Source organism: Clostridium sardiniense, assembly GCF_016907995.1.
Lineage (GTDB): Bacteria > Bacillota > Clostridia > Clostridiales > Clostridiaceae > Clostridium > Clostridium sardiniense.
The window spans coordinates 265,332-289,951 of the sequence record NZ_JAFBDA010000002.1 but is presented as its reverse complement, the minus strand read 5'-3'; the positions used below and the strand labels follow the sequence as shown (position 1 = coordinate 289,951).

At 28.3% G+C, this 24,620-nt stretch carries 24 protein-coding genes and 2 riboswitches; of the genes, 16 read left to right on the top strand and 8 right to left on the bottom strand.

The features are described 5' to 3' along the window. Positions 1-35: 35 nt before the first annotated feature. Positions 36-872: an LssY C-terminal domain-containing protein gene (locus tag JOC62_RS03705; RefSeq protein WP_204593815.1), complete on the top strand. Its 837-nt coding sequence runs from the start codon at positions 36-38 to the stop codon at positions 870-872. 20 nt (positions 873-892) lie between these two features. Here JOC62_RS03705 and yunB read toward each other — a convergent pair whose 3' ends face one another. Beyond that, complete coding sequence (gene yunB / locus JOC62_RS03700; protein ID WP_204593814.1) at positions 893-1,534, bottom strand: sporulation protein YunB; 642 nt, start codon at positions 1,532-1,534, stop codon at positions 893-895. Positions 1,535-1,633: 99 nt separating this feature from the next. Here yunB and JOC62_RS03695 point away from each other — a divergent pair, with 99 nt between their 5' ends. Together JOC62_RS03695 and JOC62_RS03690 are read left to right on the top strand one after the other, a co-directional pair. After that, a complete protein-coding gene (locus JOC62_RS03695; protein ID WP_204593813.1) occupies positions 1,634-4,159 on the top strand; it encodes a transglycosylase domain-containing protein in 2,526 nt (841 codons plus the stop codon). Positions 4,160-4,433: 274 nt separating this feature from the next. Beyond that, the gene (locus JOC62_RS03690) at positions 4,434-5,837 is read left to right on the top strand and encodes an alanine/glycine:cation symporter family protein (protein ID WP_204593812.1); all 1,404 of its coding nucleotides are present in this window, start codon (positions 4,434-4,436) and stop codon (positions 5,835-5,837) included. A gap of 51 nt (positions 5,838-5,888) precedes the next feature. Here JOC62_RS03690 and JOC62_RS03685 read toward each other — a convergent pair whose 3' ends face one another. Then, positions 5,889-6,719 (bottom strand): hypothetical protein, encoded by an 831-nt coding sequence (locus JOC62_RS03685; protein ID WP_204593811.1) that lies wholly within the window; start codon positions 6,717-6,719, stop codon positions 5,889-5,891. 227 nt (positions 6,720-6,946) lie between these two features. Between JOC62_RS03685 and JOC62_RS03680 the strand changes: the two genes are divergently transcribed. Both JOC62_RS03680 and JOC62_RS03675 read left to right on the top strand, forming a co-directional pair. After that, positions 6,947-7,330 (top strand): YtxH domain-containing protein, encoded by a 384-nt coding sequence (locus JOC62_RS03680; protein WP_204593810.1) that lies wholly within the window; start codon positions 6,947-6,949, stop codon positions 7,328-7,330. Beyond that, positions 7,330-7,647, top strand: a complete 318-nt coding sequence (locus JOC62_RS03675; protein WP_204593809.1) for a hypothetical protein — start codon at positions 7,330-7,332, stop codon at positions 7,645-7,647. The genes JOC62_RS03680 and JOC62_RS03675 overlap by 1 nt, the downstream gene beginning before the upstream one ends. A gap of 30 nt (positions 7,648-7,677) precedes the next feature. Here the strand turns inward: JOC62_RS03675 and JOC62_RS03670 are convergent, their stop codons facing one another. After that, positions 7,678-8,766: a GNAT family N-acetyltransferase gene (locus JOC62_RS03670; protein WP_204593808.1), complete on the bottom strand. Its 1,089-nt coding sequence runs from the start codon at positions 8,764-8,766 to the stop codon at positions 7,678-7,680. A gap of 421 nt (positions 8,767-9,187) precedes the next feature. On the opposite strand from JOC62_RS03670, the gene JOC62_RS03665 reads away from it, so the two are divergent. The 5 genes from JOC62_RS03665 to JOC62_RS03645 are packed head-to-tail and all read left to right on the top strand — an operon-like array spanning position 9,188 to position 13,479. Next, complete coding sequence (locus JOC62_RS03665; protein ID WP_204593807.1) at positions 9,188-9,727, top strand: helix-turn-helix domain-containing protein; 540 nt, start codon at positions 9,188-9,190, stop codon at positions 9,725-9,727. A 35-nt stretch (positions 9,728-9,762) separates the two neighbouring features. Beyond that, positions 9,763-10,821: a spermidine/putrescine ABC transporter ATP-binding protein gene (gene potA, locus JOC62_RS03660; RefSeq protein WP_341534791.1), complete on the top strand. Its 1,059-nt coding sequence runs from the start codon at positions 9,763-9,765 to the stop codon at positions 10,819-10,821. Further along, positions 10,814-11,653: an ABC transporter permease gene (locus tag JOC62_RS03655; protein WP_204593805.1), complete on the top strand. Its 840-nt coding sequence runs from the start codon at positions 10,814-10,816 to the stop codon at positions 11,651-11,653. The genes potA and JOC62_RS03655 overlap by 8 nt, the downstream gene beginning before the upstream one ends. Continuing rightward, positions 11,647-12,429 (top strand): ABC transporter permease, encoded by a 783-nt coding sequence (locus JOC62_RS03650; RefSeq protein WP_204593804.1) that lies wholly within the window; start codon positions 11,647-11,649, stop codon positions 12,427-12,429. The genes JOC62_RS03655 and JOC62_RS03650 overlap by 7 nt, the downstream gene beginning before the upstream one ends. Beyond that, complete coding sequence (locus JOC62_RS03645) at positions 12,430-13,479, top strand: ABC transporter substrate-binding protein (RefSeq protein WP_204593803.1); 1,050 nt, start codon at positions 12,430-12,432, stop codon at positions 13,477-13,479. A 43-nt stretch (positions 13,480-13,522) separates the two neighbouring features. On the opposite strand, the gene ndk is transcribed toward JOC62_RS03645, so the two are convergent. Next, positions 13,523-13,921 carry a nucleoside-diphosphate kinase gene (gene ndk / locus JOC62_RS03640; RefSeq protein WP_204593802.1) on the bottom strand — a complete coding sequence of 133 codons (399 nt, stop codon included), beginning with the start codon at positions 13,919-13,921 and terminating at the stop codon, positions 13,523-13,525. A gap of 156 nt (positions 13,922-14,077) precedes the next feature. Between ndk and JOC62_RS03635 the strand changes: the two genes are divergently transcribed. After that, on the top strand, positions 14,078-14,350 hold the full coding sequence (locus JOC62_RS03635; protein WP_204593801.1) for an acylphosphatase: 273 nt from the start codon (positions 14,078-14,080) through the stop codon (positions 14,348-14,350). Positions 14,351-14,410: 60 nt separating this feature from the next. On the opposite strand, the gene JOC62_RS03630 is transcribed toward JOC62_RS03635, so the two are convergent. Further along, positions 14,411-15,742: an alanine/glycine:cation symporter family protein gene (locus JOC62_RS03630; RefSeq protein WP_204593800.1), complete on the bottom strand. Its 1,332-nt coding sequence runs from the start codon at positions 15,740-15,742 to the stop codon at positions 14,411-14,413. 70 nt (positions 15,743-15,812) lie between these two features. Beyond that, positions 15,813-15,909, bottom strand: a riboswitch (glycine riboswitch). A gap of 2 nt (positions 15,910-15,911) precedes the next feature. Then, positions 15,912-15,994: riboswitch (glycine riboswitch) on the bottom strand. A 182-nt stretch (positions 15,995-16,176) separates the two neighbouring features. Beyond that, positions 16,177-16,767, bottom strand: a complete 591-nt coding sequence (locus tag JOC62_RS03625) for a GNAT family N-acetyltransferase (RefSeq protein WP_204593799.1) — start codon at positions 16,765-16,767, stop codon at positions 16,177-16,179. A gap of 115 nt (positions 16,768-16,882) precedes the next feature. Between JOC62_RS03625 and JOC62_RS03620 the strand changes: the two genes are divergently transcribed. From JOC62_RS03620 to JOC62_RS03610, 3 genes are read left to right on the top strand one after another with little or no spacing between them, the layout of a single operon-like run. Then, complete coding sequence (locus JOC62_RS03620) at positions 16,883-18,373, top strand: spore germination protein (protein WP_204593798.1); 1,491 nt, start codon at positions 16,883-16,885, stop codon at positions 18,371-18,373. Further along, on the top strand, positions 18,357-19,469 hold the full coding sequence (locus JOC62_RS03615; RefSeq protein WP_204593797.1) for a GerAB/ArcD/ProY family transporter: 1,113 nt from the start codon (positions 18,357-18,359) through the stop codon (positions 19,467-19,469). Before JOC62_RS03620 ends, JOC62_RS03615 begins: the two co-directional genes overlap by 17 nt. After that, a complete protein-coding gene (locus JOC62_RS03610) occupies positions 19,426-20,586 on the top strand; it encodes a Ger(x)C family spore germination C-terminal domain-containing protein (RefSeq protein ID WP_204593796.1) in 1,161 nt (386 codons plus the stop codon). The genes JOC62_RS03615 and JOC62_RS03610 overlap by 44 nt, the downstream gene beginning before the upstream one ends. A gap of 44 nt (positions 20,587-20,630) precedes the next feature. Here JOC62_RS03610 and JOC62_RS03605 read toward each other — a convergent pair whose 3' ends face one another. Then, complete coding sequence (locus JOC62_RS03605; RefSeq protein WP_204593795.1) at positions 20,631-21,590, bottom strand: D-2-hydroxyacid dehydrogenase; 960 nt, start codon at positions 21,588-21,590, stop codon at positions 20,631-20,633. Between the two features lie 144 nt (positions 21,591-21,734). On the opposite strand from JOC62_RS03605, the gene JOC62_RS03600 reads away from it, so the two are divergent. After that, positions 21,735-22,103, top strand: coding sequence for a DUF1667 domain-containing protein (locus JOC62_RS03600; protein ID WP_204593794.1), 369 nt, complete (start codon positions 21,735-21,737; stop codon positions 22,101-22,103). A 241-nt stretch (positions 22,104-22,344) separates the two neighbouring features. On the opposite strand, the gene JOC62_RS03595 is transcribed toward JOC62_RS03600, so the two are convergent. Beyond that, on the bottom strand, positions 22,345-23,208 hold the full coding sequence (locus JOC62_RS03595; protein WP_204593793.1) for a TraX family protein: 864 nt from the start codon (positions 23,206-23,208) through the stop codon (positions 22,345-22,347). A gap of 111 nt (positions 23,209-23,319) precedes the next feature. Here JOC62_RS03595 and JOC62_RS03590 point away from each other — a divergent pair, with 111 nt between their 5' ends. Further along, the gene (locus JOC62_RS03590; protein WP_204593792.1) at positions 23,320-24,177 is read left to right on the top strand and encodes a 50S ribosomal protein L11 methyltransferase; all 858 of its coding nucleotides are present in this window, start codon (positions 23,320-23,322) and stop codon (positions 24,175-24,177) included. The last annotated feature ends 443 nt before the right edge of the window (positions 24,178-24,620 follow it).

Genomic DNA, 24,620 nt, shown 5'->3' with positions numbered 1-24,620 from the left:
TTAATTAATATATTTGCAAAGGAGGTATAACTACTATGAAAAACACAGGGAATTATCAAGAAAATAAATTAAATTTAATATTAAGATTCTTCAGATTCATTATTACTATTTTTTTAGCAATTTTATTATATGAGGCACTATTTTCTAATATTTTCACTAAAAAATTTCATACGGTACTATATATTCTTTTATGGTTATATATATCGTATATAATTTTACCGATAACAATTAGATTTATAACTAAACTTTATTTACCTGATTATTTCATAGGCAGAACAAAAACCAACGATGGTTTGTTTGGAGACCCTATAAATATTGCTTTTTTAGGAGATAAAGAAAGCATAATAGAAGCATTTGAACTTAATGGTTGGCATATAGCCGATAACCTTAACCTTAAATCATCAATTAAAATCGGATTAGCAAGTGTATTTTCTAAATCTTATCCTTGTGCGCCAGTTAGTTCTCTATTCCTATTTACTAGAAAACAGGATATAACTTTCGAAAAAGAAGTCTATGGTAACCCTAGAAAAAGACATCATATACGTTTATGGAAAACTCCAGAGGAATGGTACTTACCAGGAGGATTCCAAGCAGACTGGTTAGCTTCAGCAACATATGATAAAAATATAGGATTATCTTTATTCACTGGTCAAGTAACACATAAGATTGATTCAAATGTAGATGCTGAAAGAGATTTTGTAATCCAATCTTTAAAAGAAAAAGATACCATAGAAAATGTAACAATAGTTCAACATTTTACAAGTAGCTATCATGATAGAAATGGTGGTGGTGATCGCATTTATACTGATGGTTCTTTACCTTTTGTAAAAATTAAAGATATAACTAATATTAAAATAAAAAGTATCAAGTAGTTTTAGCTACTTGATACTTTTTATTTATTTAAATCTATAGCTGTATCTGGTATATCTCCAACTATTATTGTTTCTGAAAGCGGTATCTGAGTATTAACTTCCATTTCAGTATTATACATAGGTATTATTATTTTTATTCTAGCTTTTACATTTAAGTATATCTTATGCCTAGTTTGATTAATCCCAGCACTTTCAAATACAGATTCATATGAAGTTTCTATATTTCCAAGAGGCTCCATTTCTATTGTAACTTTAGGTCCTAAGTTATAATAAACACTCTTATCAGTCATCCAGCCAAGTGGTACCTCTATCCCCTTCTCTCCAAATTCTTCTAGCTTTTCATTACATTTTATAGATATCTCTCCAGTTATCTTATTAAGTAATACTGTATTAGCTTGTATTAAATTTATTTTATTGTCTTTATCCCTACCTATCATTATTATCTCTTTACCTGAAACTTTTTCATCAAAAATCTCTATACTAACTTGATTAATTGTCTTAACAGCTTCTGCTCTCATCATAGTTTCAGATATTGCCAAAACAGAAGGCATTACTTTTTTATCAAAAACAACTAATAATAGATTAAAAAGTATAAAAATGGTGATAATAATAGCTATAAATGATTTATATCTTCTTTTACGCGCTCTTGTATAATATTTCATATAACACCTTTTTATTGAGTTATTGATTTACTCATATTATAATTATGCTATAATGGGTAAGAATATTATTCATTAATTTTAAATGATTGGGAGGAAGATATGGCGGATAAAAAAGATACAAACAAAGATAAGAACATTAAAAAGAGCCAAGCTTCAAAGATAAATAATTCGAAATCAAAATCTGATAAAAATATTTCTAAGAAATCTAAAAAGAAAAAAATCTTTAAATGGATTGGACTTAGTATTTTATTTGCATTTTTAGCAATAGCGGTAATTGGTGTAGGTTATGTAGTTGCGGTGGTTAAAAATACACCACCTATAGATATTAATAAAGTTGTTAACGTTGATCAAACTCTTCAAGCCTATGATAATAAGGATGAATTTATAGCATCTCTTCACGGTAAAGAAGATTATCAAAAAGCAACTTCTGATGAGATACCACAAAATCTTAAAGATGCTATAGTATCTATAGAAGATGAAAGATTTTATGAACATAATGGTATTGATATTAAGAGAATCCTTGGAGCTGTAGCTAATGATGCTATTTATGTAGTAACGGGAAAAGGTGGTCTTCAAGGGGCCTCTACATTAACTCAACAATTAGTTAAAAATACTATTTTAACTAATAAACAAACAATCGAAAGAAAAGTAAGTGAAATGTATCTTTCATTAGAGCTTGAAAAAATGCTTACAAAAGATGAAATATTAACTGCTTATTTAAACCATTTCCCTGTAGGGGGGATTGCTTATGGTGCTCAAGCTGGTGCGCAAATGTATTTTGATAAGGATGTTAAAGACCTAAGTCTTATACAATGTGCTTATCTTGCAGGTGTAACTCAAGCACCTACATCTTATAGCGCTTTTACCCCTAGAAATGAAAAAGATCCTAGCATTTATATAAATAGAACTAAAACTGTTTTATCTAAGATGCTAGAGCATAATTATATTACTCAAGATGAATATAATAAAGCAGTTAAAGATTTAGATGCTGGAAAACTTAACTTCAAAAAATCTAAAACTGATTACAGGCTTCCATATGAAGATTTCATATACCCTGCTGTAGATCAAGTAAAGAAAGATTTAAAAGAAAAATATAAGTATAGTGATGAACAAGTAGAAAATCTTATTCAAACTGGTGGACTTAAAGTTTATACAACTATGGATAGAAACCTACAAGACTATGCTCAAAAAGTATTAAATAATTATAATAACTATGGAATAAATGGTTCTGATAAGCTTGGTAAAGATGGTGTCCCCCTATTACAGGCATCAGCTACAATTACAGATTACAGAACTGGTGAGGTTATTACAATGGTTGGTGGTAGAGGTGATCAGGGAGCTAGATCTTTAAATAGAGCTTATGATTCTCTAAGATCAGTAGGTTCTTCAATAAAACCACTTACAGTATACGGTCCTGCTATAGATACTAAGAAAGCAACAGCTGCAACTGTAGTAGATGATGCACCTATTCCTAAGTCAGTATTATCATTTAGTCCAAAAAACTCTCCTGATACTTATCAAGGATTAATTCCACTTAGAGAATCCTTAAGAGTATCTAGTAACGTTGGTGCTACTTTAACTCAACAGCTTATGGTTGGAGATGCTACATCATTAGCATATGGTGAGAAATTTGGACTTAAATTTAATAGTAAATCAAGAAATCAATCAACTTATGCCTTAGGACAATTTGATAATTCACCGAGTAATCCAGATGGAGGTAATACCTATATTATGTCATCAGCTATAGGTACATTTGGTAACAATGGTGTTTATGTTAAACCTAGATTATATACTAAAGTTGTAGATGAAAATGGAAAGGTACTTTTAGATAGTACAAAGCACGAAGAAAAAATACTATCTCCTCAAGCAGCTTATATTGTATATGATATGATGAAAGGGCCTTTAACTTATAATGCTCAAAGAGCTAACTTAGGTGCTATGCCAGCTGCTGGTAAGACTGGTACCTCTTCTGATGTTAAAGATTATTGGTTTGCAGGATTAACTCCTCATTTCAGTGGTGCTGTTTGGGTAGGTTATGATAATCAAGCATCAATTAAAGGTGGCGGCTCTGGTAGAACAGCTTCTAATCTTTGGGGATTAATCATGAAGAAAGCTAATGAAGGTTTAAGCACTAAAGATATTGAAAAGCCTTCTGGAATAGTTGAAGTTGCTGTTTGTAAAGATTCAGGATTACTTGCAACTGATTTATGTAGAAATGATCCTAGAGGAAACAGAGTTTATACAGAAATGTTCATTGATGGTACTCAACCAACAAGTTACTGTGAAACTCATGTAAGTGCTAGAGTTAATAGTCTTACTGGATTACTTGCAACTGACAATACTCCACTAGGATTAATAACAAATAGAATCTTTATTAAGAAAGATCATCCAAATAGTGTGACTGCTGATTATAAGTATGTTCTTCCAACTTCATATGATAGTATGACATCAATGCCACAAAGCGAAGATAAGGATAAGGATAAAGATAAAGACAAAGATAATAAACATGATGAAGATAAACCTAATAATGAAAATACGTCTCCATCAGATAATAACAATAATAATGAAAACAATACTAATAATGATAATAAACCAACAGTTACCCCACAAACTCCTCCATCATAGGGAACTACTTCTGGTGGAAGTAATTCAGGAGGAAATCCACAAAGAAATAAGCAAAATTAATTTTATAATAACCATCACAAATTGTGGTGGTTATTTTTATTTTTAAATATGAATTTTATACAATACTCTCTTGCAGTAAAATATACATTTTATATTTTTTTAACTATTTTATTCAATAAATTGTATATCTATGAATTTTTTACTGCACGTTCTTGCATTTTTATTCTTTTTATTATAAAATATATTATATTATATAGTTTAGGGAGGGGAAAAAATGGAATTATTAAATAATTTTATTTTACAGTTTAATAATATTTTATGGACGTATATTTTAATAGCACTGTTATTAATTTTAGGTGCGTATTTTACTTTTAGGACTAAATTCGTACAATTTAGGTACATAAAAGAAATGTTTAGATTGCTAGGAGATGGCTTCTCATCAGAGAAAAAGAAAGGGAGTATTTCTTCTTTCCAGGCATTCTGTATTAGTACAGCTTCAAGGGTTGGTACTGGAAACTTAGCAGGTATTGCAATTGCAATATCACTGGGTGGGCCTGGTGCAATATTCTGGATGTGGTTAATTGCGCTTATAGGGGCTGCTTCAAGCTTTATCGAATCAACCTTAGCTCAAATATATAAGCAAAAAAATGAGGATGGTTCCTTTAGAGGTGGTCCTGCTTACTACATGGAAAAGGGACTAAATAAAAGATGGATGGGAGTAATATTCTCAATACTTATAACTATAGCCTTTGGATTAATCTTTAACTCAGTTCAATCAAATACTATTACTTTAGCATTTAAAGATGCCTTTGGAATAGATAGAATAGTAGTCGGTATTATTTTAACTTTAATTACTCTTTTCGTAATATTTGGAGGAGTTCATAGAGTAGCAAAGGTTTCAGAAGTTTTAGTTCCAATAATGGCTTTAACTTATATTGCAGTTTCAATATTTATATTAATATTAAATATTACTGAAGTACCTTCAGTAATAAAATTAATATTTGAAAATGCTTTTGGGTTTAAAGAAATAGCTGGTGGTACACTAGGTGGTGCTCTGCTTATGGGTGTTAAGAGAGGTCTTTTCTCAAATGAAGCTGGTATGGGTAGTGCTCCAAATGCTGCTGCTACAGCTGATGTAACTCATCCTGTTAAGCAAGGTCTTATTCAAACATTAGGTGTCTTTACAGATACAATAATTATTTGTAGTTGTACTGCGTTTATAATTCTTCTATCAGGTGTTGATTATACTGATAAAACAATTACAGGAATACAACTTACTCAAAAAGCTTTAAGTGCTGAAGTAGGTGCATGGGGAAATTCATTTATAGCTATATGTATACTTCTATTTGCCTTTAGTTCTATAGTAGGTAATTATTATTACGGAGAATCTAACATAGAATTCTTAACTGAAAAGAAATCTTATCTATTTATATATAGAATTTTCGTAATAGCTATGGTATTCTTTGGATCAGTCGCAGAAATTCAAATAGTTTGGAATTTAGCCGATGTATTCATGGGACTTATGGCAATTGTAAATTTAATTGCTATAACATTGCTTAGTAAGCAAGCCTTTGCTGCATTACGTGATTATACGGAACAAAAAAGATCTGGTATAAAAGAACCTTTATTTAAAGCTTCTTCAATACCTGGACTTAAAAATGTATCTGAGTGGAATTAATAAAATAATAAAAACAGTAGGTATTTAAACACCTACTGTTTTTTTGTTAAGCTATTTTACTTTGGTTTTCTCTACTATATTACTAAATGTATTTATTATGTTACCTGAACTTGATCCTATAAAATAAACATTGCTTTCTTTATTATTTGATACACTTATTACGTAACAAAGCTCTAGTTTCTTACCTTCTTCTCTTCCACTAGCAAAAGCTAGATATGTAGATGAAGATATCTTGCCATCCTTATTGGTATCATTAAATGCTTTTAATGCTTTCTTCTCGGCCTCATCCTTTGATACATTAATGTCAATTTTCTTATGATTATCATCTTTAGTTTTATTTACGTATCCTTGAAGTTTACCATTACTCTTATTTATGTTCATTATAACTTCTTCTGAATAATATGGATATCCATCTTCGTATTTAGAAAAAATAACTGAATAAAATGGTGAATCTTCTTTTATATCATTATTGTTAGTATTAGTTTCCTTTATCCTATAATCACCAGTACATATTTTCGATAAGTAAACCTTTGCATTATCTTGTGCCTCTTTAAGATTAATATTTATTATTTTACTTAATTTAATATTGTCTGCAAAACTAATTACATTAAAATTCTTATCTAAATCTACTCTATAATTATCACTTATTAAAGAATATATTTCTTTATTTTTTTCTGCACCTGTTTTTTCTTCTAATTTAAATTTTATATTGCTATCATTTTTTTCAATAATGTTTTCATTTTGCAATTTTTTAATAAACTTATCTGCTTCAACTATTTGTTTTCTTCCCTGTCCAAAGTAAGTATACAGTAAAATTGGTATCATTACTATAAGCACAACTAATATTGCTATGCTAATATATCTCCCTTTTTTTCTTCCCATAATGTCCCTCCATTTAAGTAAATACATGCCTAATTATATAATCATTTTACACTAATCCTTTTATTTATGGAATACTATAAAAAACAATTTATGTACTTTTTAAACTACTTACATCATATATGAACATTGTTATAATTCCCCTTCTTTGTGGTGACTTTCCTATTAATGTTATAGTATAATAGGTTTAAGAAATTTATCATATTTTTACTATTAGAGGAGGTTATTGTATGAGTTTATCAACATTAATAGAACAAAAGAGGAAAGCAAAAATTAGACAAGCACAAAAAAAGACTGCTAAGACATTAGTTGCCGGTGTAACAGTTGGTGCAATTGCAGGTGCTGTAAGTGGAGTTTTACTTGCTCCAAAATCTGGCAAAGAAACAATTAAAGATATAAAGGGTACAGCTAAAGATGTTAATGATAAAGTAAGAGCTCACGCTACTAAAGCTACAGCTAATTGCAAAAATAATATCTTAGATGCTAAATCCAAGATTAAAGATTATTTAAATAATAAAAATCAAGCTACTGAGGTAGAGTCTACCTTACCTAATGAAAAGGAAGTTGAAGAAGTAGTAGATGAAAAAGTAGAATCTGTAGAGGAAAATAAATAATGTATATTAACGTAGTTGATTTATTTTGGCTTTTTATTGGAATATTAGGTGCAGTAGCATTAATAATTTTAATACTTTGCTTATTAAAACTTTCAAGTGTTTTAAACAGAGTTGATACTCTTTTAGATCAAAATAAGAAAAATCTTGACACTACTTTAACTAACGTTAAAGATATTTCTGATAATGTTAAAGATATCAGTGATGTTGCAACAGAAGCTACAGCAGACGCTATAGTTGTAAAAGAAAATTTAACAGATCAACTTAATACTATAAAAGATATTATAAGTATAGCTACAAGCGTATTTTTAAAGAAATAAAAAAAGCAAGTGGAATTTTCCTTTTTCCACTTACTTTTTTAACCCTATTTCACATGCTAATTTTTCTTCTAAATCATTCCCACCAATTTTTTTGATCAAATTAAGATATAATTCTAAATTTCCCATTATATTTGTACTTAACATTAATTTTCCATTATCAGTATAATTTCTTTTTACTAACCTAAAATCACTTTTTTCCATATCAAGCCCATCAATCCAATCTCCATAAGGAACTAGAACCCCACTTAACTCTTTGCAACTTGCTAAGTAGTAAATACCTTCATTAAGAGCACAAATAAAGTCACATTCACTATAATAACTTAATATGTTATCAATGACCTTTTCCCTACTTTCTTTTGAAACTATATTCTTTCCGCCTGGAACTATTAATACATTGAGCTTTTTTATTTCTTCATTTTTATTAAGCTGTAATTTTATATTTTTACTAATATTAATTTCATTATCAATATTAATACCATAAACATTAAACATTCTCTTGCCTATAATATCATTAGCTTTATCAAATAACTCTTGTGCCATAGTATAATCAAGCATATTCATATTATTTATCATTAATATTCCTATATTAGTATTTGTTCCTTTATCAAAATTTAAAAATTCTTCTTTTGTTATCCTTATTGTTGTCTTACCACTAAATTTTCTTACCTCTTCAAATCCTATCTTTTGAGCTACCCTTTCACCTTGCACCGTTATTACATTATCCATTAGCATATCTCCACCAAATTCTACAAAGTAATATTCAAGGAGCAATCTAACAGCTTCTTCACCATACCCTTTATTCCTATAATCTGAATGGACCTTAACATTAAAGCGTGCAATTTTAGTTGCAGAATCATAACCATGGAAACTAACTTCCCCTATAGGCTCATCTTTATTAGTATAGATAAGGCAATAAAAATTCTTTCCATCTGTTGGAGCAACCATTTTTTTATAAAACATTTCCCATTTATTCTCTGAAAAATTGAATACTCCCCCAATATCCTTCATGGTATCTTTATCGCCCCAAAGCTCTTGAACAAATTTTAGTTCATTATACTCTGGTTGCTTTATATATACTTTTTTACCATTCCTTCTATATAATCCTTCTCTTAGATTCATTCTAATCACCTTTATTAAAAATTTACCCTTCTAAATTGTAACTATTTTAACTTTACTTTATTATAACAAATTTTCGCCACTTTTTTATATATTAATAAATTTTTATTGTTTATACATTATTTTTCATATATTAATAAATTTTAGAAAAATACCCTTGCCAACTTTTTCAAATTATTCACTATTTTAAAAATTTCTTAGTATTACTAAACTTTTCTTACTCTTTTTTTAAACTTATTCTAAAACTAATCTTCTACATCCCTTTAACTTCAATGAATAAGCTATAAGTTTTTTTATTTTTTTTTTGTTAAATATATTGATTTTTTTGCATATAGTAATTATAATTAGTCTTGTTTGTTTAGTAATCTTAAACTTTATGTTTAGTAACAGTGATATTTTTTAAATAGAAATGGTGGTGTGAAGAATGGAAATTGGCGATAAAATTAGAAGTCTTAGAATTGCTAAAGGGCTTACTCAAGAAGAATTAGCCAATAGATGTGAATTATCTAAAGGTTTTATTTCTCAAGTTGAAAATGATTTAACTTCCCCATCTATTGCTACTTTAGTAGATATTTTAGAAATTTTAGGAACTAATTTAACTGAATTCTTTAGTGAAAATGGTGAAGAACGAATTACTTATAAAAGTGACGATATGTTTGAGACTGAAGATGAAGACTTAAAATATAGTTTGAAATGGTTAGTACCAAGTGCTCAAAAAAATGATATGGAGCCTATTATGCTAACTTTAGAACCTGATGGTCGATACATAGAGGAAGAACCTCATGAAGGAGAAGAATTTGGATTTGTATTAAATGGAAGTGTAATACTTCATTTAGGCGATAAAAGTTATAAGGTAAAAAAAGGTGAAAGCTTTTATTTTAAACCTAAACTAAATCACTATCTTTCAAATCCAGGAAAGACAGTTGCAAAATTAATCTGGATAAGTACTCCCCCATCATTTTAATATGCTTTAATTTTAAATTCTAGAAAGAGGTGTTTATTATGAATGATAACATTCTAATGCTAAAAGGTATAAGTAAAAAGTATGAAGATAATGAGGTGCTTAAAACACTTAATCTTAATATAAAGAAAAATGAATTTTTAACTCTATTAGGTCCAAGTGGATGTGGTAAAACAACTACATTAAAAATAATTGCTGGATTTGAAACAGCAGATAGTGGAAAAGTTATATTTGATGATAAAGATATGGCAAGCCTTCCATCTCACAAAAGACCTGTAAATACTGTATTCCAAAAATACGCTTTATTTCCTCATATGAACGTATATGACAATATAGCTTTTGGATTAAAAATAAAGAAAACACCTAAGGAAGAAATTAAGGAAAAAGTAACTGAAATGCTTAAACTAGTTGCACTTAGTGGCTTTAAAAAAAGAAGTATAGAATCATTAAGTGGCGGTCAACAACAGAGAGTTGCTATAGCAAGGGCTCTAGTTAATGAACCTGAAGTTTTACTTCTTGATGAACCTTTAGGTGCATTAGACTTAAAGCTTAGAAAAGAAATGCAAATTGAGCTAAAAAAAATTCAACAAAGATTAGGTATTACTTTTATATTTGTAACTCATGATCAAGAAGAAGCTCTTACTATGTCAGATACTATAGTTGTTATGAATAAAGGGGTTATTCAGCAAATGGGAACTCCTCAAGATATATATAATGAACCAGCAAATGCATTTGTTGCCGACTTCATTGGTGAAAGCAATATAGTAGATGGTATAATGCACGAAGACTTTAAAACAGAGTTTTGTGGAAAAATATTTGAAAGCGTTGATAAAGGCTTCAATAAAAATGAAGCAGTTGATATAGTTGTTAGGCCAGAAGATATAAAAATGGTTAAAGCAGATGATGGAATGCTTAAGGCAAAAGTTATATCTGTTATATTTAAAGGAGTTCACTATGAAATAGAAATAGAAGTTGAAAATTGTAATAAAAGATGGATTATACACAATACTAAGTCTGCTGATATAGACTCAATTATTGGAATAGATATATATCCAGAAGATATTCATGTAATGAAAAAGGTGACAGAAAATGAATAATAAGAAAAGAAGTTTTGCAGCTTATCCATATGTAGTGTGGAGTGCTCTATTTATAGTAATTCCTTTATTAATGATTTTATTTTTCAGCTTAACAATTGATTCTGGGTCAGGTTATCAGTTTTCAACTGAAAACTTCCAAAGACTTATGAATCCACAATATATTAGAATATTTGGTCGTTCACTTTCTCTAGCACTTATATCAACAGCTGTTTGCTTAATTATAGGTTACCCAGTAGCTTATATTGTTGCAAAAATGCCAGAGAGTAAACGTAATTTAATTATTATGCTATTTATATTACCAATGTGGATGAACTTCTTATTAAGAACATATGCTTGGTTACCTATCTTAGGTAAGAATGGTATAATAAATAACTTTTTAGGAATTTTCGGCATAGAGCCAATTCAATTCCTTTATACAAATGGAGCTATTTTACTTGGTATGATATATAATTTCTTACCATTTATGATACTACCTATATATACAGTATTATCTAAAATAGATCAAAATTTAGTAAATGCAGCATCAGACCTTGGAGCAAATAGAAAACAAACTTTTATAAGAGTTATACTTCCGCTTAGCATTCCTGGAGTAATATCAGGTATAACAATGGTATTTATGCCAGCTGTTTCAACATTCGTTATCTCAAGATTATTAGGTGGCGGAAAAGAAATGCTAATTGGTAATGTTATAGAGCAACAATTTACAACTATGAGTGACTGGCACTTTGGATCAGCACTAGCAATTATATTAATGATCTTAATATTAATATCTATGGCTTTAATGTCAAGATTTGATGGTGAGCAAAACGAAGGTGGTGGTCGTTTATGGTAAGCAGATTCGAAAAATTCATAAAAAAATTCTATTTAGCTATAATTTTTATATTTTTATATGCACCAATTGTTACTTTGATGGTATTCTCTTTTAACGATTCAAAGTCAATGGGAAAATGGAATGGATTTACTTTTAAATGGTATGGAGAGCTATTTCATAATGAATCTTTAATGGAAGCATTATATTATACTATCTTAATTGCAGTTATAGCTTCTGTTATAGCAACTATTGTAGGTACAATTACAGCAATTGGTATTCATAATATGAGAGGAAGAAAAAAATCATTATTATTGAATGTAAATAATTTACCTATAATAAATCCGGATATAGTTACCGGTGTTGCTTTAATGAGTTTATTTATATTCTTAAAATTTGATTTTGGATTTAAGACAATGTTACTAGCTCATATATCTTTTGATATTCCCTATGTAATATTATCTGTACTTCCAAAACTTAGGCAACTTCCAGATAATACAATAGAAGCTGCTATGGACCTTGGTGCTACTCCTTGGTATGCAATGCGAAAGGTTATAATACCGCAAATAAAACCTGGAATATTTGCAGGATTTTTAATGGCGTTTACTATGTCAATTGATGATTTTGTAATTAGCTTCTTTACTACAGGTCCTGGTGTTACAAACCTTTCAATTGAAATATATTCAATGGCAAGACGTGGTATTAAGCCTGAAATTAATGCACTTTCTACATTAATGTTTGTAACAGTATTAATATTGTTATTAATAGTTAATAAAAAGAAAAAAGTAGAGGTGAACTAAATGAAAAAATTTAAACTTTTCAGCGCATTAGCCTTAAGTGCAGTGCTTGTTGTAGGGCTATTCACTGGATGCGGAAATAAATCAGATAAAACTACTTCAAAACAACTTAATATATACAACTGGGGAGATTATATAGATCCTGAATTAGTTACTAAATTTGAGGAAGAAACAGGTATTAAAGTTAATTATAATACTTATGATACTAATGAAACTATGTATTCAAAAATTAAGGATGGTTCTAGCAATTATGATTTAATAATCCCATCTGATTATATGATAGAAAAAATGATTAAAGAAAATCTTTTAGATAAGATAGACTATAAAGAAATCCCAAACTATAAATATATTGGAAAAGAATTCAAGCATCTTCCTTACGATCCTAATGATGAATATTCAGTTCCTTATATGTGGGGTACAATAGGTATAGTTTATAATCCTGATATAGTAAAGAAACCTGTAGATAGCTGGAATATTCTTTGGGATAAAGATTATAAAGGTCAAATTGTTATGTTTGATTCTGTTAGAGATGCTATGGCGATTGCATTAAAAAAACTTGGCTACTCTATTAATTCAACAGACCCAAAACAAATAAATGAAGCAGCTGAAGCTTTAATACAAGAAAAACCCCTAGTTCAAGCTTACATGGTTGATGAAGTTAAAGATGCAATGATAAGTGGTGAAGCTGCTATTGCTCCTGTTTGGTCAGGAGATGCTCAATATATAATGAATGAAAATCCTAAAATTAAATATGTAGTTCCTAAAGAAGGTACTAATAAGTGGTTTGACTCCTTAGCCATTCCTAAAGGAGCAAAACATAAAAAGGAAGCTGAAGAATTTATAAACTTCTTATGTGACCCAGAAAATGCACTTCAAAATGTTGAATATATAGGATATCAAACTCCAAACACTAAAGCTTTTGAGATGTTACCTAAAGAAATACAAGAACAATATCCAAGTGAAAAAGAACTTAAAAATTCTGAAGTATTTAAAGACTTAGATCATAAGACATTATTAGAGTATAATGATGCCTGGATTAAAGTTCGTTCTTAATATTAAAAAGACAATCAAGATTAATTCTTGATTGTCTTTTATTTTATTTAAACCAAAGTTCTACCTCTCTATTAGCACTTTCAACTGAATCTGATGCATGTACGCAATTTTCAGTTGAATTTTTTCCATACAATGCCCTTATTGTTCCCTTGTCTGCTTTCTTAGGATTAGTTGCTCCATTTATTTTTCTAATTTTATCTATCGCATTATCCCCTTCTAATATTAATGCACATAGTGGCCCTCTAGTAATATAATTTATTAACTCCTCAAAAAAAGGCTTTCCTATATGTTCTTTATAATGCTTCATTGCAAATTCCTTATTTATAGTCGTCATCCTAAGTTCAATGACCTTTAGATTTGCTTCCTCATACATAGAAATTATTTTTCCTATTATATTTTTTTCCACTCCATCTGGTTTTATAAGAACTAAACTCTTCTCCATATTTCCTCCATAAATTTCCTTTTTATTTTATTCTAAATTATATCTTATTTATTTTCAATATTTCTCTTAACATTAGTAATATTTTTCCTATTTATATCTAAATAATTCACCCTATGATATAATTATTTATAATACATTATTGAAAGGATGCTGTTTATGTTTAGAGTAAAAGCCTTAATTAGTGGTCATGTTCAAGGTGTGGGATTTAGATACTTTGTTCAGATTAATGCCTTAAAATATAACTTAACTGGATGGGTTAAAAACCTTTCTGATGGAGATGTCTCATTAGAAGCTCAGGGAAATAAAATAGATATTGAAAAGTTTTTAGGCATACTAAAGGATGGAAATCGATTCGCTAAAGTAAAAAATATATCTATACATGAAATTGACTTAGATCCTTTAGAAAAAAAGTTTAAAGTAACTTATTAACATAAAGGTAATATAATATAAAAGAGCTAGTCTAAATAATTATTTAAACTAGCTCTTTATTTATTTTATATCTCTAAGAAATTTATTTGTTTCATCAAATACAACTTTTCTTAAAGCAATTATTGCAATTAAATTTGGTATAGCCATAAGACCATTTACTATATCAGCAGAAATAAATATTGTATCTAATGATATAAAAGCACCAACAGCTACTAACGCTATATAAAGTATCTTAAATGGAATTATTGCCTTCTCACCAATTAAGTATTCTATACATTTCTCTCCATAGTAATTCCAACCTAAAATTGTTGTAAATGCAAAGAATATAAGTCCAACATTAACTATATATTTTCCAATTAAAGCAATAGGAAAACCAATCTCAAAAGCTGCAGTTGTTAAGTTTGCACCATCAAGTGGTGAAGTATACATTCCTGTAAGAACTATTACTATACCTGTCATTGTACAAATTATTATTGTATCGAAGAAAGTACCAGTCATAGATATCAATCCTTGTCTTGCAGGTGAATTTGTTTTTGCAGCGGCTGCTGCTATTGGTGCACTTCCAAGTCCAGCTTCATTTGAAAATACACCTCTACTTATTCCTCTTTGCATAACCATAATAATAGATACACCAGCTGCTCCTCCAAGAGCTGCCTGTGGATTAAATGCACTATCTACTATTATCTTAACAGCCATAGGAATAGATTGTATATTAAAGACTATAACGATAACTACTCCAATTATATAAAGAGCTGCCATAAATGGAACAATAGCTTCTGATACTTTAGATATTCTTTGTATTCCCCCTAAAGTTACCATTGCAACTAATATAGTAACTATGATTGCAGTTATAATTATTGGTACATTAAATCCTGTCTTTAAAGCTTCTGAAATAGATTTTACTTGTGCAAATGTTCCAATTCCAAATAGTGCAACTAGAACTCCAAATAATGCAAATATTTTGGCAAGCCATTTAACACCCATACCATTTTGTATATAGTACATCGGTCCACCTTTCACTGCTCCATTTTCATCAAACTCTCTGTACTTTATAGCAAGAACACCTTCTGCATACTTAGTTGCCATTCCAAAAAACGCTGCAACCCACATCCAAAATAATGCTCCAGGTCCACCAGCTTTAATTGCTGTTGCAACACCAACTATATTACCAGTCCCTATGGTAGCTGAAAGAGCTGTACATAAGGCACCAAAACTTGATACATCCCCTTTTGCCCCATTTTCTTTTTTAAATATAAATTTTAAAGCCTTAGGTAACTTTGTTATTTGTAAAAACCTAAGTTTAAATGTTAAATACACTCCAGTTCCTAATAATAAGATTAGAAGTGGTGGACCCCATACAAAAGAGTCAATACTTGTTAAAATTTTTTCCATAAAAAATCCTCCTAAATTTAAAAATTCCGGAGGAGATTAAATAAAGCTAAGTTACTTAGCTTCAAAAAATCCCCTGTCCTTTTACCTGAGAGTTTCAGCAGAAAAATAAATTTTACCTGCCTTGCTCCTTCGGTGCTCAAAATATATATTTTGAGGCTCTCCAGAGGCTCGTCCAGTAGCGGTCCTAATACCTGAAAGATTTCCCTCTTCGGTGGATTGATATAAAATCAATCTCTCTCCCACTACCTTCATCCGAACATATTGAATTGTGATTATATTATATATATAAAATTGATGTAAATCAAGTTTTTTGTAATATTATATTCTTCTATTTTATTTTTGTTATTTTCTCTTTAATTATTTTATGTTTATTATTATAAAATTTTTAATACTCTCTCAATATAGATTTATTAAGACTTTTACGATAAAAGATATTAATACTTATTAATATCTTTTATCATTCTTCTGCCTTTTAAACTTACCCTCTTAAATCCACATCTAGTATAATACTTTACTAAATTTTCGTTATTAGCTATAAGAGATACATACGAGTATCCATACGCTCTAGCTCTCTCTTCGGTATCCTTTAATAATAATTGACTATAATTTTTCCCTCTGTAGTTTTTATCTATAATAATATTTGATAAATAATACTCATTTTTCTTGCACTCCTCATAAAATATATATTCAATCCATCCACATATAAATTTAACCTTATCTTTTATATTTTCTTGCATTTTTATTAAGTATCTATCCCCCTTAAAAGTCGACTTCTTTAGCCTTTCCCCCCTTATAGCCAAGGTTAGTCCTATTACTTCATCTTTATTTTTAATAACTCTAAAATTCTTATAATAAACTCTACTTCCTTCGATCATCATAATTTTTCTCAATCTATTTATTAAACTATCTCTATTTCCCGTTCCCCACTCTATCTCTGGAAAATCTTCTGTTTCAAATAAAAGATTAGAAATCTTATTTATATATTCTTCCCTTCCATTTTCAATAATTAAGCTATCTTTATACAAAACTCTCATTCCTCTCATTAATTTTTACTATTAATTATAAATAATATAAAAGAATAAATAAAACATTTTATGAGAAAAATATCTTTATTAATATTATAACTTGGAGGAAAAACTTATGAATAACTCTTTTATTAATGAAATATTACAAACTACTACCTCCACATCATCGACTATTATAAAAAAGGAGCTTCTTATAGATAGGGATAAATCAACACAAATTACAATCATGTATTCTCAATCAACAGTAGATAAAGATATTATTAATAGAGATATATTAAACCCTATTATGCATAACTTTAATGTCTTGTTCCCAAAAGATATTGATAAATATGAGTTTTTAATTAAAGTTGCATTGCCAGTATGTAATGCAGTAATTGAAACCTCCTTTTCAGAAATTTGTAATTCCTTGCGTTCTGGAAAGACCCTTATAATTTTTGATGGATATAGAAAAAGCATTATAGTAGATACAATATCTTTTACATATAGAAGTGTATCATCACCTACTTTAACACCAACTCTTTCTTCATCTAAAGAAGACCTTAATGAATCTTTAGACACTAATATATCTATTTTCAAACGTAGATTTAAAGATCATAACTTAGTTATAGATAAAAATGTTGTAGGTAGGCGAAGTAAAACCAATGTCAGTATTCTATATGTAAAAGATGTAGCTAATCCTAATGTTGTTGATAATGTAATTGAAAAAATAGCTGCTATAGATGTAGATAATATTCAGTCTCTAGGAGCACTTCAGCAGTATATTGAGGAATTTAGTTATAATATAATACCACAAGGCTATTTAACTGACTCAGCAGAAAGTGCTGTAGACAAATTAGCAGAAGGTAAGGTTATTGTTCTTATGGAAGGAAGTCCTTATGCCCTTTGTCTTCCTGCCTTATTTGTTGAATTCTTCCATAGTCTTGATGACTATAGCAATAGATCTATAACTGGATCCTTTGCAAGATTGCTTAGATTTCTTGCCACAATTATTGTAATAACTATGCCTTCTTTATATATTATTTTAACTAAATTTAACCCGGACCTACTTGTTGATAAATTTGTTCAGCCAATAGTTAATTCTAGGCAAGGTATACCCCTTTCACCTTTTTTAGAAATTTTTGTTATGGAACTTATAGTAGAGTTATTACGAGAAGGGGGCACAAGCCTCCCAAGTAAAGTTGGTCAGACACTTAGTATAGTAAGTGGTATTATAATTGGAGATGCTGCTCTTCAATCAAAGATAATATCCCCTTCTGCTCTTTTTATAGTAGGAATAAGTGTGGTTTGTACATTCTTAATTCCTAATTATAGGATGGCATTATCTTTAAGGCTTATTAAATTTCCCTTTATGATACTTTCGAATACATTTGGTCTTATAGGTTTTGTTACTGGTATTTATATCCTTTTAACAACTATCTTTAATTTAAATGTATATGGTGTAGATTTTGCTTGCTTTTATTCTGATGATATGAAAGATTCCTTTATTAGAAGCAAACTTCAAACTCTTATAAAAAGGCCTATTTTATTTAAGACAATTGATAAAATTCGTTTAAGTAATACTCCTAAGAAAAAGCGCGGTGAGAATTATAATGAAAAAAAATCTTGAAATAACAACTAATCAATTTGTCTGTATGCTATTATCATATACAATAGTTGCAACAGAACTTAAGTATCCAGCTGTAATGAATAGCTATGCTGCTCAAGATGGCTGGATAGCTACTGCATTATCTGGTCTATATCCAATTATCTTTTTTATTTTATATGGATTTGTTTATAAAGAATATCCTTATAAAAATATTTTTCAAATAAATAGAGAATTACTTGGAAAAATTATAGGTAATATATTTAATATATTATTTATTATATACTTAGTCTGCTATGCTATAACTCATCTAGCTGGTTTTACAATACTGCTAGTAAACACAGTAATTTCCTATTATACTAACTCTCAAGTTATACTTATTATTATTATTGCATCATCTCTAGCGACCTTTTATTCTTTTAGATCTCAATTAAAACTTGGTCAATTAACCTTTTACTTACTTGTATTCCTCATTCTATCATTAGGTTTTTCATTAAAAGATGGTAAATTGCTAAATATTACGCCTATTCTTTCAATAAGCTCTGAGAATTTAATTAAAGCTGTTTTTCATGGTATATATGCCTATGCTGGTTTTGAAATAATGCTTCTATATTTACCTTACTTAAAGAATAAAAAAGATTATAAGAAAATAGCCATTTCAACTTGTACATTTTTAATACTTATTCTTACTTGGATAGTATTTATAACTATTTTTTATTTTGGACCTGATACACTTAATTTTTTCAATTTTCCATTACTTAATTTAACTGCTTCTATTAAAGTACCTCTTATAAATAATTTTATATTAATATTTGTTACAATATGGTCAATATACTCCTTAAAAAATTCAACGTTAGCAATTACTAACGTTTTAAATTTACTTCCACCAGCAACAAACTCAAAATTCAAGAAACTTTGGTTAATTATTATAATACCATTTTTCTATTTTACAACAAATTTAATGAGTAATATTATTAATATTGTTTTTTTTGTAAATGTAATTTTTATAAAACTTATGCTTATACTATTATTTAATATATTTTTATTATTTATTGTTGTATTAAGGAGGAAATCATATGGAAGAAGAAAAAGAAAAAGTAGTACTACTAAAAACCATTAAAAGATATTCTTTTTTAATTTTATTAATTTTATTTTTAATTATAATATCAACCTTGTATAAAAATAAACAGTTTGCTCAGATTGAAGATATAGATTTCGTTGCAGGTGTAGGATATGATATTAATACTGATATGGATAAAAAAATATATTCAATTCCTGTATTAGTATATGACTATAGTAAAAGTGGTTCAGCAGAGGGAAATTTACTAGAGGCTAAAGGGGTAACTCCAGTTGAATCTAGGGTCAATAGACAATTACACTCTGGCAAGAAGTTTTCATTAGGTACAGAAAAAGCATATATTTTTTCTAAAAAGGTTTCCCTAGATGGTCTAGAAGTTCCTCTAGATGGTTTAATGAAAAACAATCAAGTTTCTAATTCTGCATTAATAATCACAACATCTAATGATCCAAAAGACGTACTTTCATTGAAGATCCCTGGCTATCCAACAGCACCTGACTATATAGCCGGTTTAGTTAAATCCTTAGAAGCATATTCATACTTTTCAACTAAACACTCACTCTTTACCGCATATATTGACAATAGTACAGAAGGCTGTAAGTTCATAGCTCCAAATATGGATATAATAAATGATAAACTTTCTTTTACGTCTATGTCAGTTTTTAACAAAGGTAGACTTGTTGCTTCTATACCTGTAACTTTAATGAAATATGTAAATACCCTTAGAAATGATAAAGGTTCAGGAATTGCAACATTTTCTCTAGATGATAATAACTTTATTACCTTCAACTTAGTTTTTAAAAGGAAAGTTGATTGTACAAAGAATAAAGATGGGATCTTTAATTTTGATATTACTATAGATGTTAATGGTACAGTAGCTAATAATAATACTTCAATTAAGTCAACTTCTTCACCATCTGAAAAAAAACAATTAGAAAAAAGATTATCCGACTATATGAAATCTAATCTAACGGATTTCATAGATATTATGAAATCCGAGTATAAAATGGATCTTTTAAATCTCGGACACATAGCTGCTGCTAAATATGGTCGTCATAAGATAACAAATTGGGATGAAGAAATATTAAAATCATCTATTAATATTAATGTAAACTTTAAGATAAACAGATTTGGTCTTGGTAAAATATCCTTTAACTAAAATAAGCTTAATACTATTTTATAAATAGTATTAAGCTCTTATATTTAACAATCTACTCTATTTCGTTTTTCACCTCTATTATATGCTCTTATATTCTCTAATAAATCATTAAATAACCTATTTCTAGCCTCAACACTTGCCCAAGCTATATGAGGAGTTAAAACTAATCTATCTTTATTCTTAACTGATAATAAAGGATTATCTCCTTGTATAGGTTCTACAGAAAATACATCAAGTGCTGCTCCTGATATTTTTTCCTCATCTATTGCCTTTGCTAAATCTTTATCTACTACAATTGGACCTCTTCCCATATTTACTAGAATGGCTTCCTTTTTCATTTTACATAAATTTTCATAATTAATTAGTCCCTTTGTATTATCATTTAGTGGTGCATGTATTGATATTATATCTGATTCTTTTAATAGCTCTTCTAAGTCAACTCTTCTATAATCTGAACTACTATTTCTTCCTGATGTTGAATAGTAAATTACATTTACACCAAATGCTTCACATACTTTAGCAACGCCTCTTCCTATAGCTCCAAGACCTATAATCCCCCATGTCTTACCCATAAGATCGTTATATGGTCTATCTAAATTTGTAAACATTCCAGATTTTGAATATTCTCCTGATTTAACAAAGTTATCATAAAAACTTATTTTATCATATAAGTGTAATAATGATGCAAAAGTATGTTGAACTACTGTATTAGTTGAATATCCTGCAACATTTGTAACTGCAATATTATTCTTTTTTGCATACTCAATATCAATGTTATTAAATCCTGTTGCCATCTCACATATTAATTCTAAATTTTTAGATTCTTTTAGATTGTCCTCATTTAGCACAACTTTATTAGTTAAAACTACATTAGCATCTTTTATTCTTTCTGCCACATCAACTTTATCAGTCATATCATAAACTACACATTCGCCAAACTCTTTTAGCATATCATAATCTATATTTCCCAGCGTTTTTCCGTCTAAAACAACTAAATTTTTCATAATATCACTCCATTCAATATCATTATAATTTATTTTATCATAAAATTTTGTATAATTTCTTTCTAATTTATAATAATTATGTGTATTAATTCAAATATTTGACAAAAATAATAATAGATACTAATAATGAAAGGAGTCTTTTATATGAATAGCATAGATTTAGTATGTCTAGCTTGTGAACGCTCTTGTAATCTTGCTATCAATATTGACAATTCTAAGATTACATCAATAACAGGTAATAAGTGTAGAAATGGAATTTCTTACGCAAATAAAGAATGTATAATTCCTTCTAGAGTAGTTACAACAATAATAAAAGTTGTTAATGGAAGCACTAGGACAGTTCCTGTAAAAAGTGAAATTAATGTTCCTAAATCATTAATTTTTAGTATTTTAAAAGAGCTTAAAGATTTAACAGTAACTGCTCCAATTAATACTGGTGATATTATTAAAGAAAATATCTGTAATACAGGTGTTAATATAATAGCAACTAAAAGCGTAGCAATCTCCCCTTAAGTTTTAAATATAATAAAAACTATATACTATTTTATTATATTTTTTATTTTAAGAATATTTTCATATCTGTAAACGTATAATTTAAATAACAATACCTCTCTAAAAGCATTAGAAGATATACTTCTAATAATTTAAGATTTATCATTAAAAGCCCAGTATAAAAGAGCTACACTTTTATACTGGGCTTTTTATAATTTTAATTAAATGTATAGATCATCTTTTAATTTATCTATTTAAAATATCATTTTATAAAGTTAGCAAGTAAGAAAAGTATCCATAAATGAGCCGGATAAAATATGTAAAATAACCACCTTAAATCTCTTCCTTTTTTTCCGTTATATATATATATAACTGGTATTGTAAATACCATCATCCATAATGGATAAGTTAATAATGCTTGAACATTAAATCCCGGGAAAAATAATGCAGAAAAAACAAAAATAGCAAGATACATATCTCTTCTATTATTGAAGCATTTATAAAATATAAATACAAATGCAGGTCCTATTATTAAAGATTCGCTAGCAATTCCTAATGAAACAGCTACTAATACTTTAACAAATGCCGATTTATAATTTTTTGTTCTAAATTGAACCATTCCATTTAACATAACAAATCCTGCTACCATTGAAATGAATATGTTATTTGGTAATATGTATATCTTTGATTGAAAGGCATGACTTAATCCTAAGCTTGTTACTAGCATTAGGAATATGTATATAGATGCTTTTTTATCTGATATAACCTTATCTTTAACTGATAGATATATTAGTATACCTGATAGTATAATTACTCCTGTAAAACTTAAGTAAGCTACCAATCCAAAATCACAATAAGATAAATTGCTTCCATTTACTCCTTTTAATAATGCAATAGAAATAATTGCATTCCCTAAAAACATAATTTCTGCTGCAACTAATAACCTTTTTAGATAATTAGTTTTTGACGACGTTTTAAAGTATCCTTCAACTAAAAGATAAAAGAATACAGGCATTACTACTCTACCAACATAATGAAACCAAAATGGTGCACCATCAAAAAAGGTTGCAATATGGTCAAGTAGCATAAAGATAATCATTAATACTTTAAGCTTAAATCTATCCATCTTTTTCTCCTTTGTATTTATTTCACATTAATAAATTATACATCTTTAACCTTTACATTAAAAGCCTTTTGTAATACTATATCTAGTAGACAATTATAAAGAGGTGAAAATATGCATATTTTATCATATAAGGTTACATATAAAGAGGTTGATGATATAATAACCAACCTACAAATAAATGATATCTTTAATGTTTTCTATGAAAATCCATTAGAGATAACAACTGATGAATTTGGTTATGGATACATTGAAAAAGAAGATGAAGAAATAATACTTAAAGTTGCTTATGATGAAGATATTAATAATTTTGAAAACTTTAAAGAAAAAGTATCAAATATAATAGGCAAAAAAGAAGATTCTATTGAAGAAATAAATTACGAATATAAAGACTTCTCTATTCCAGCAATACATATTAATGATGAGTGGGTGCTAGCATCCCCTGATGAAGAAATAGAAGGCAAGAAAAAAATAAACTTTATCTCTCAAGGCGCCTTTGGTACTGGACTACATGAAACAACACAAGATTTATTATCAGTAATACTTTCAAAAGATTTTACAGGAAAAAGAGTATTAGATATTGGAACTGGTTCTGGTATATTATCATTAGCTACAGCTATAAAAGATGCTTCTGAAGTGGTAGCCTTAGATATTAGAGATGTTAAAGATGAAGTTTTACTTAATGCATCATTAAACGGCATTGAAAATATTAAAGTTTTAGTAGGAGATGCAATATCTGGTGAGATTACTGTAGATGGTTTATTTGATTGGATATATATAAACATAGGTGGCGCAGAAACTGAACTGTTTATGCCCCTTATTAAAAATAATTTAAAGAAAAATGGATACCTATTAGTATCTGGCTTAGTTGAATGGAGTTTTGATTCCGTAAAAACTATGGTAGAATCTTATGGATTTAAAATGGTTGAAAAATATCAGTCAAATGAATGGTGTACTGCTATATTTAATTAATATACTAAAAAAGAGGATTACTTTAATTTAATAGTCCTCTTTTTTCTATTAAACTCTTCTCATATTATTCTCAATTATAAAGAATTTTTTATCTATATTAGGCTTTTTATCCTATACCTGTAATTCATTTAATATCTAATTATATACAAAATCAAAATTCCATAAATCTCCTTAAATTAAAGTGAATTTTATCATACATATTTATCTATAAAGTTTATGTAATTCCTTTTATATTTCATATAATTGTATTTAAAAGCTCCCTCTCTCCCTTTTAAATACCTTTATTATTATACTAATTATATTAGAAAATTTTTCATAATTTCTAATCTATATAAGTTTTTTCTTGATGATTTTCTATAAATCCACACTTTTCTTTCCTGAATTCTATCTGTTATGCTATACTATAATAAATATTAAATAGGGAATATCAACATTTTCTTCTA

Coding starts and splice junctions, on each gene's coding strand:
- JOC62_RS03695 (WP_204593813.1), top strand. CDS start 1,634: ATGGCGGATAAAAAAGATACAAACAAAGATAAGAACATTAAAAAGAGC.
- JOC62_RS03605 (WP_204593795.1), bottom strand. CDS start 21,590: ATGAAAAATTTAGTTGTTTTAGACGGAAAAACGCTGGGAAATATAGAT.
- JOC62_RS03635 (WP_204593801.1), top strand. CDS start 14,078: ATGTTTAGAGTAAAAGCCTTAATTAGTGGTCATGTTCAAGGTGTGGGA.
- JOC62_RS03615 (WP_204593797.1), top strand. CDS start 18,357: ATGAAAAAAAATCTTGAAATAACAACTAATCAATTTGTCTGTATGCTA.
- JOC62_RS03595 (WP_204593793.1), bottom strand. CDS start 23,208: ATGGATAGATTTAAGCTTAAAGTATTAATGATTATCTTTATGCTACTT.
- JOC62_RS03680 (WP_204593810.1), top strand. CDS start 6,947: ATGAGTTTATCAACATTAATAGAACAAAAGAGGAAAGCAAAAATTAGA.
- JOC62_RS03675 (WP_204593809.1), top strand. CDS start 7,330: ATGTATATTAACGTAGTTGATTTATTTTGGCTTTTTATTGGAATATTA.
- JOC62_RS03600 (WP_204593794.1), top strand. CDS start 21,735: ATGAATAGCATAGATTTAGTATGTCTAGCTTGTGAACGCTCTTGTAAT.
- JOC62_RS03650 (WP_204593804.1), top strand. CDS start 11,647: ATGGTAAGCAGATTCGAAAAATTCATAAAAAAATTCTATTTAGCTATA.
- JOC62_RS03590 (WP_204593792.1), top strand. CDS start 23,320: ATGCATATTTTATCATATAAGGTTACATATAAAGAGGTTGATGATATA.
- yunB (WP_204593814.1), bottom strand. CDS start 1,534: ATGAAATATTATACAAGAGCGCGTAAAAGAAGATATAAATCATTTATA.
- ndk (WP_204593802.1), bottom strand. CDS start 13,921: ATGGAGAAGAGTTTAGTTCTTATAAAACCAGATGGAGTGGAAAAAAAT.
- JOC62_RS03655 (WP_204593805.1), top strand. CDS start 10,814: ATGAATAATAAGAAAAGAAGTTTTGCAGCTTATCCATATGTAGTGTGG.
- JOC62_RS03620 (WP_204593798.1), top strand. CDS start 16,883: ATGAATAACTCTTTTATTAATGAAATATTACAAACTACTACCTCCACA.
- JOC62_RS03610 (WP_204593796.1), top strand. CDS start 19,426: ATGGAAGAAGAAAAAGAAAAAGTAGTACTACTAAAAACCATTAAAAGA.
- JOC62_RS03645 (WP_204593803.1), top strand. CDS start 12,430: ATGAAAAAATTTAAACTTTTCAGCGCATTAGCCTTAAGTGCAGTGCTT.
- JOC62_RS03705 (WP_204593815.1), top strand. CDS start 36: ATGAAAAACACAGGGAATTATCAAGAAAATAAATTAAATTTAATATTA.
- JOC62_RS03670 (WP_204593808.1), bottom strand. CDS start 8,766: ATGAATCTAAGAGAAGGATTATATAGAAGGAATGGTAAAAAAGTATAT.
- JOC62_RS03690 (WP_204593812.1), top strand. CDS start 4,434: ATGGAATTATTAAATAATTTTATTTTACAGTTTAATAATATTTTATGG.
- JOC62_RS03630 (WP_204593800.1), bottom strand. CDS start 15,742: ATGGAAAAAATTTTAACAAGTATTGACTCTTTTGTATGGGGTCCACCA.
- JOC62_RS03665 (WP_204593807.1), top strand. CDS start 9,188: ATGGAAATTGGCGATAAAATTAGAAGTCTTAGAATTGCTAAAGGGCTT.
- JOC62_RS03685 (WP_204593811.1), bottom strand. CDS start 6,719: ATGGGAAGAAAAAAAGGGAGATATATTAGCATAGCAATATTAGTTGTG.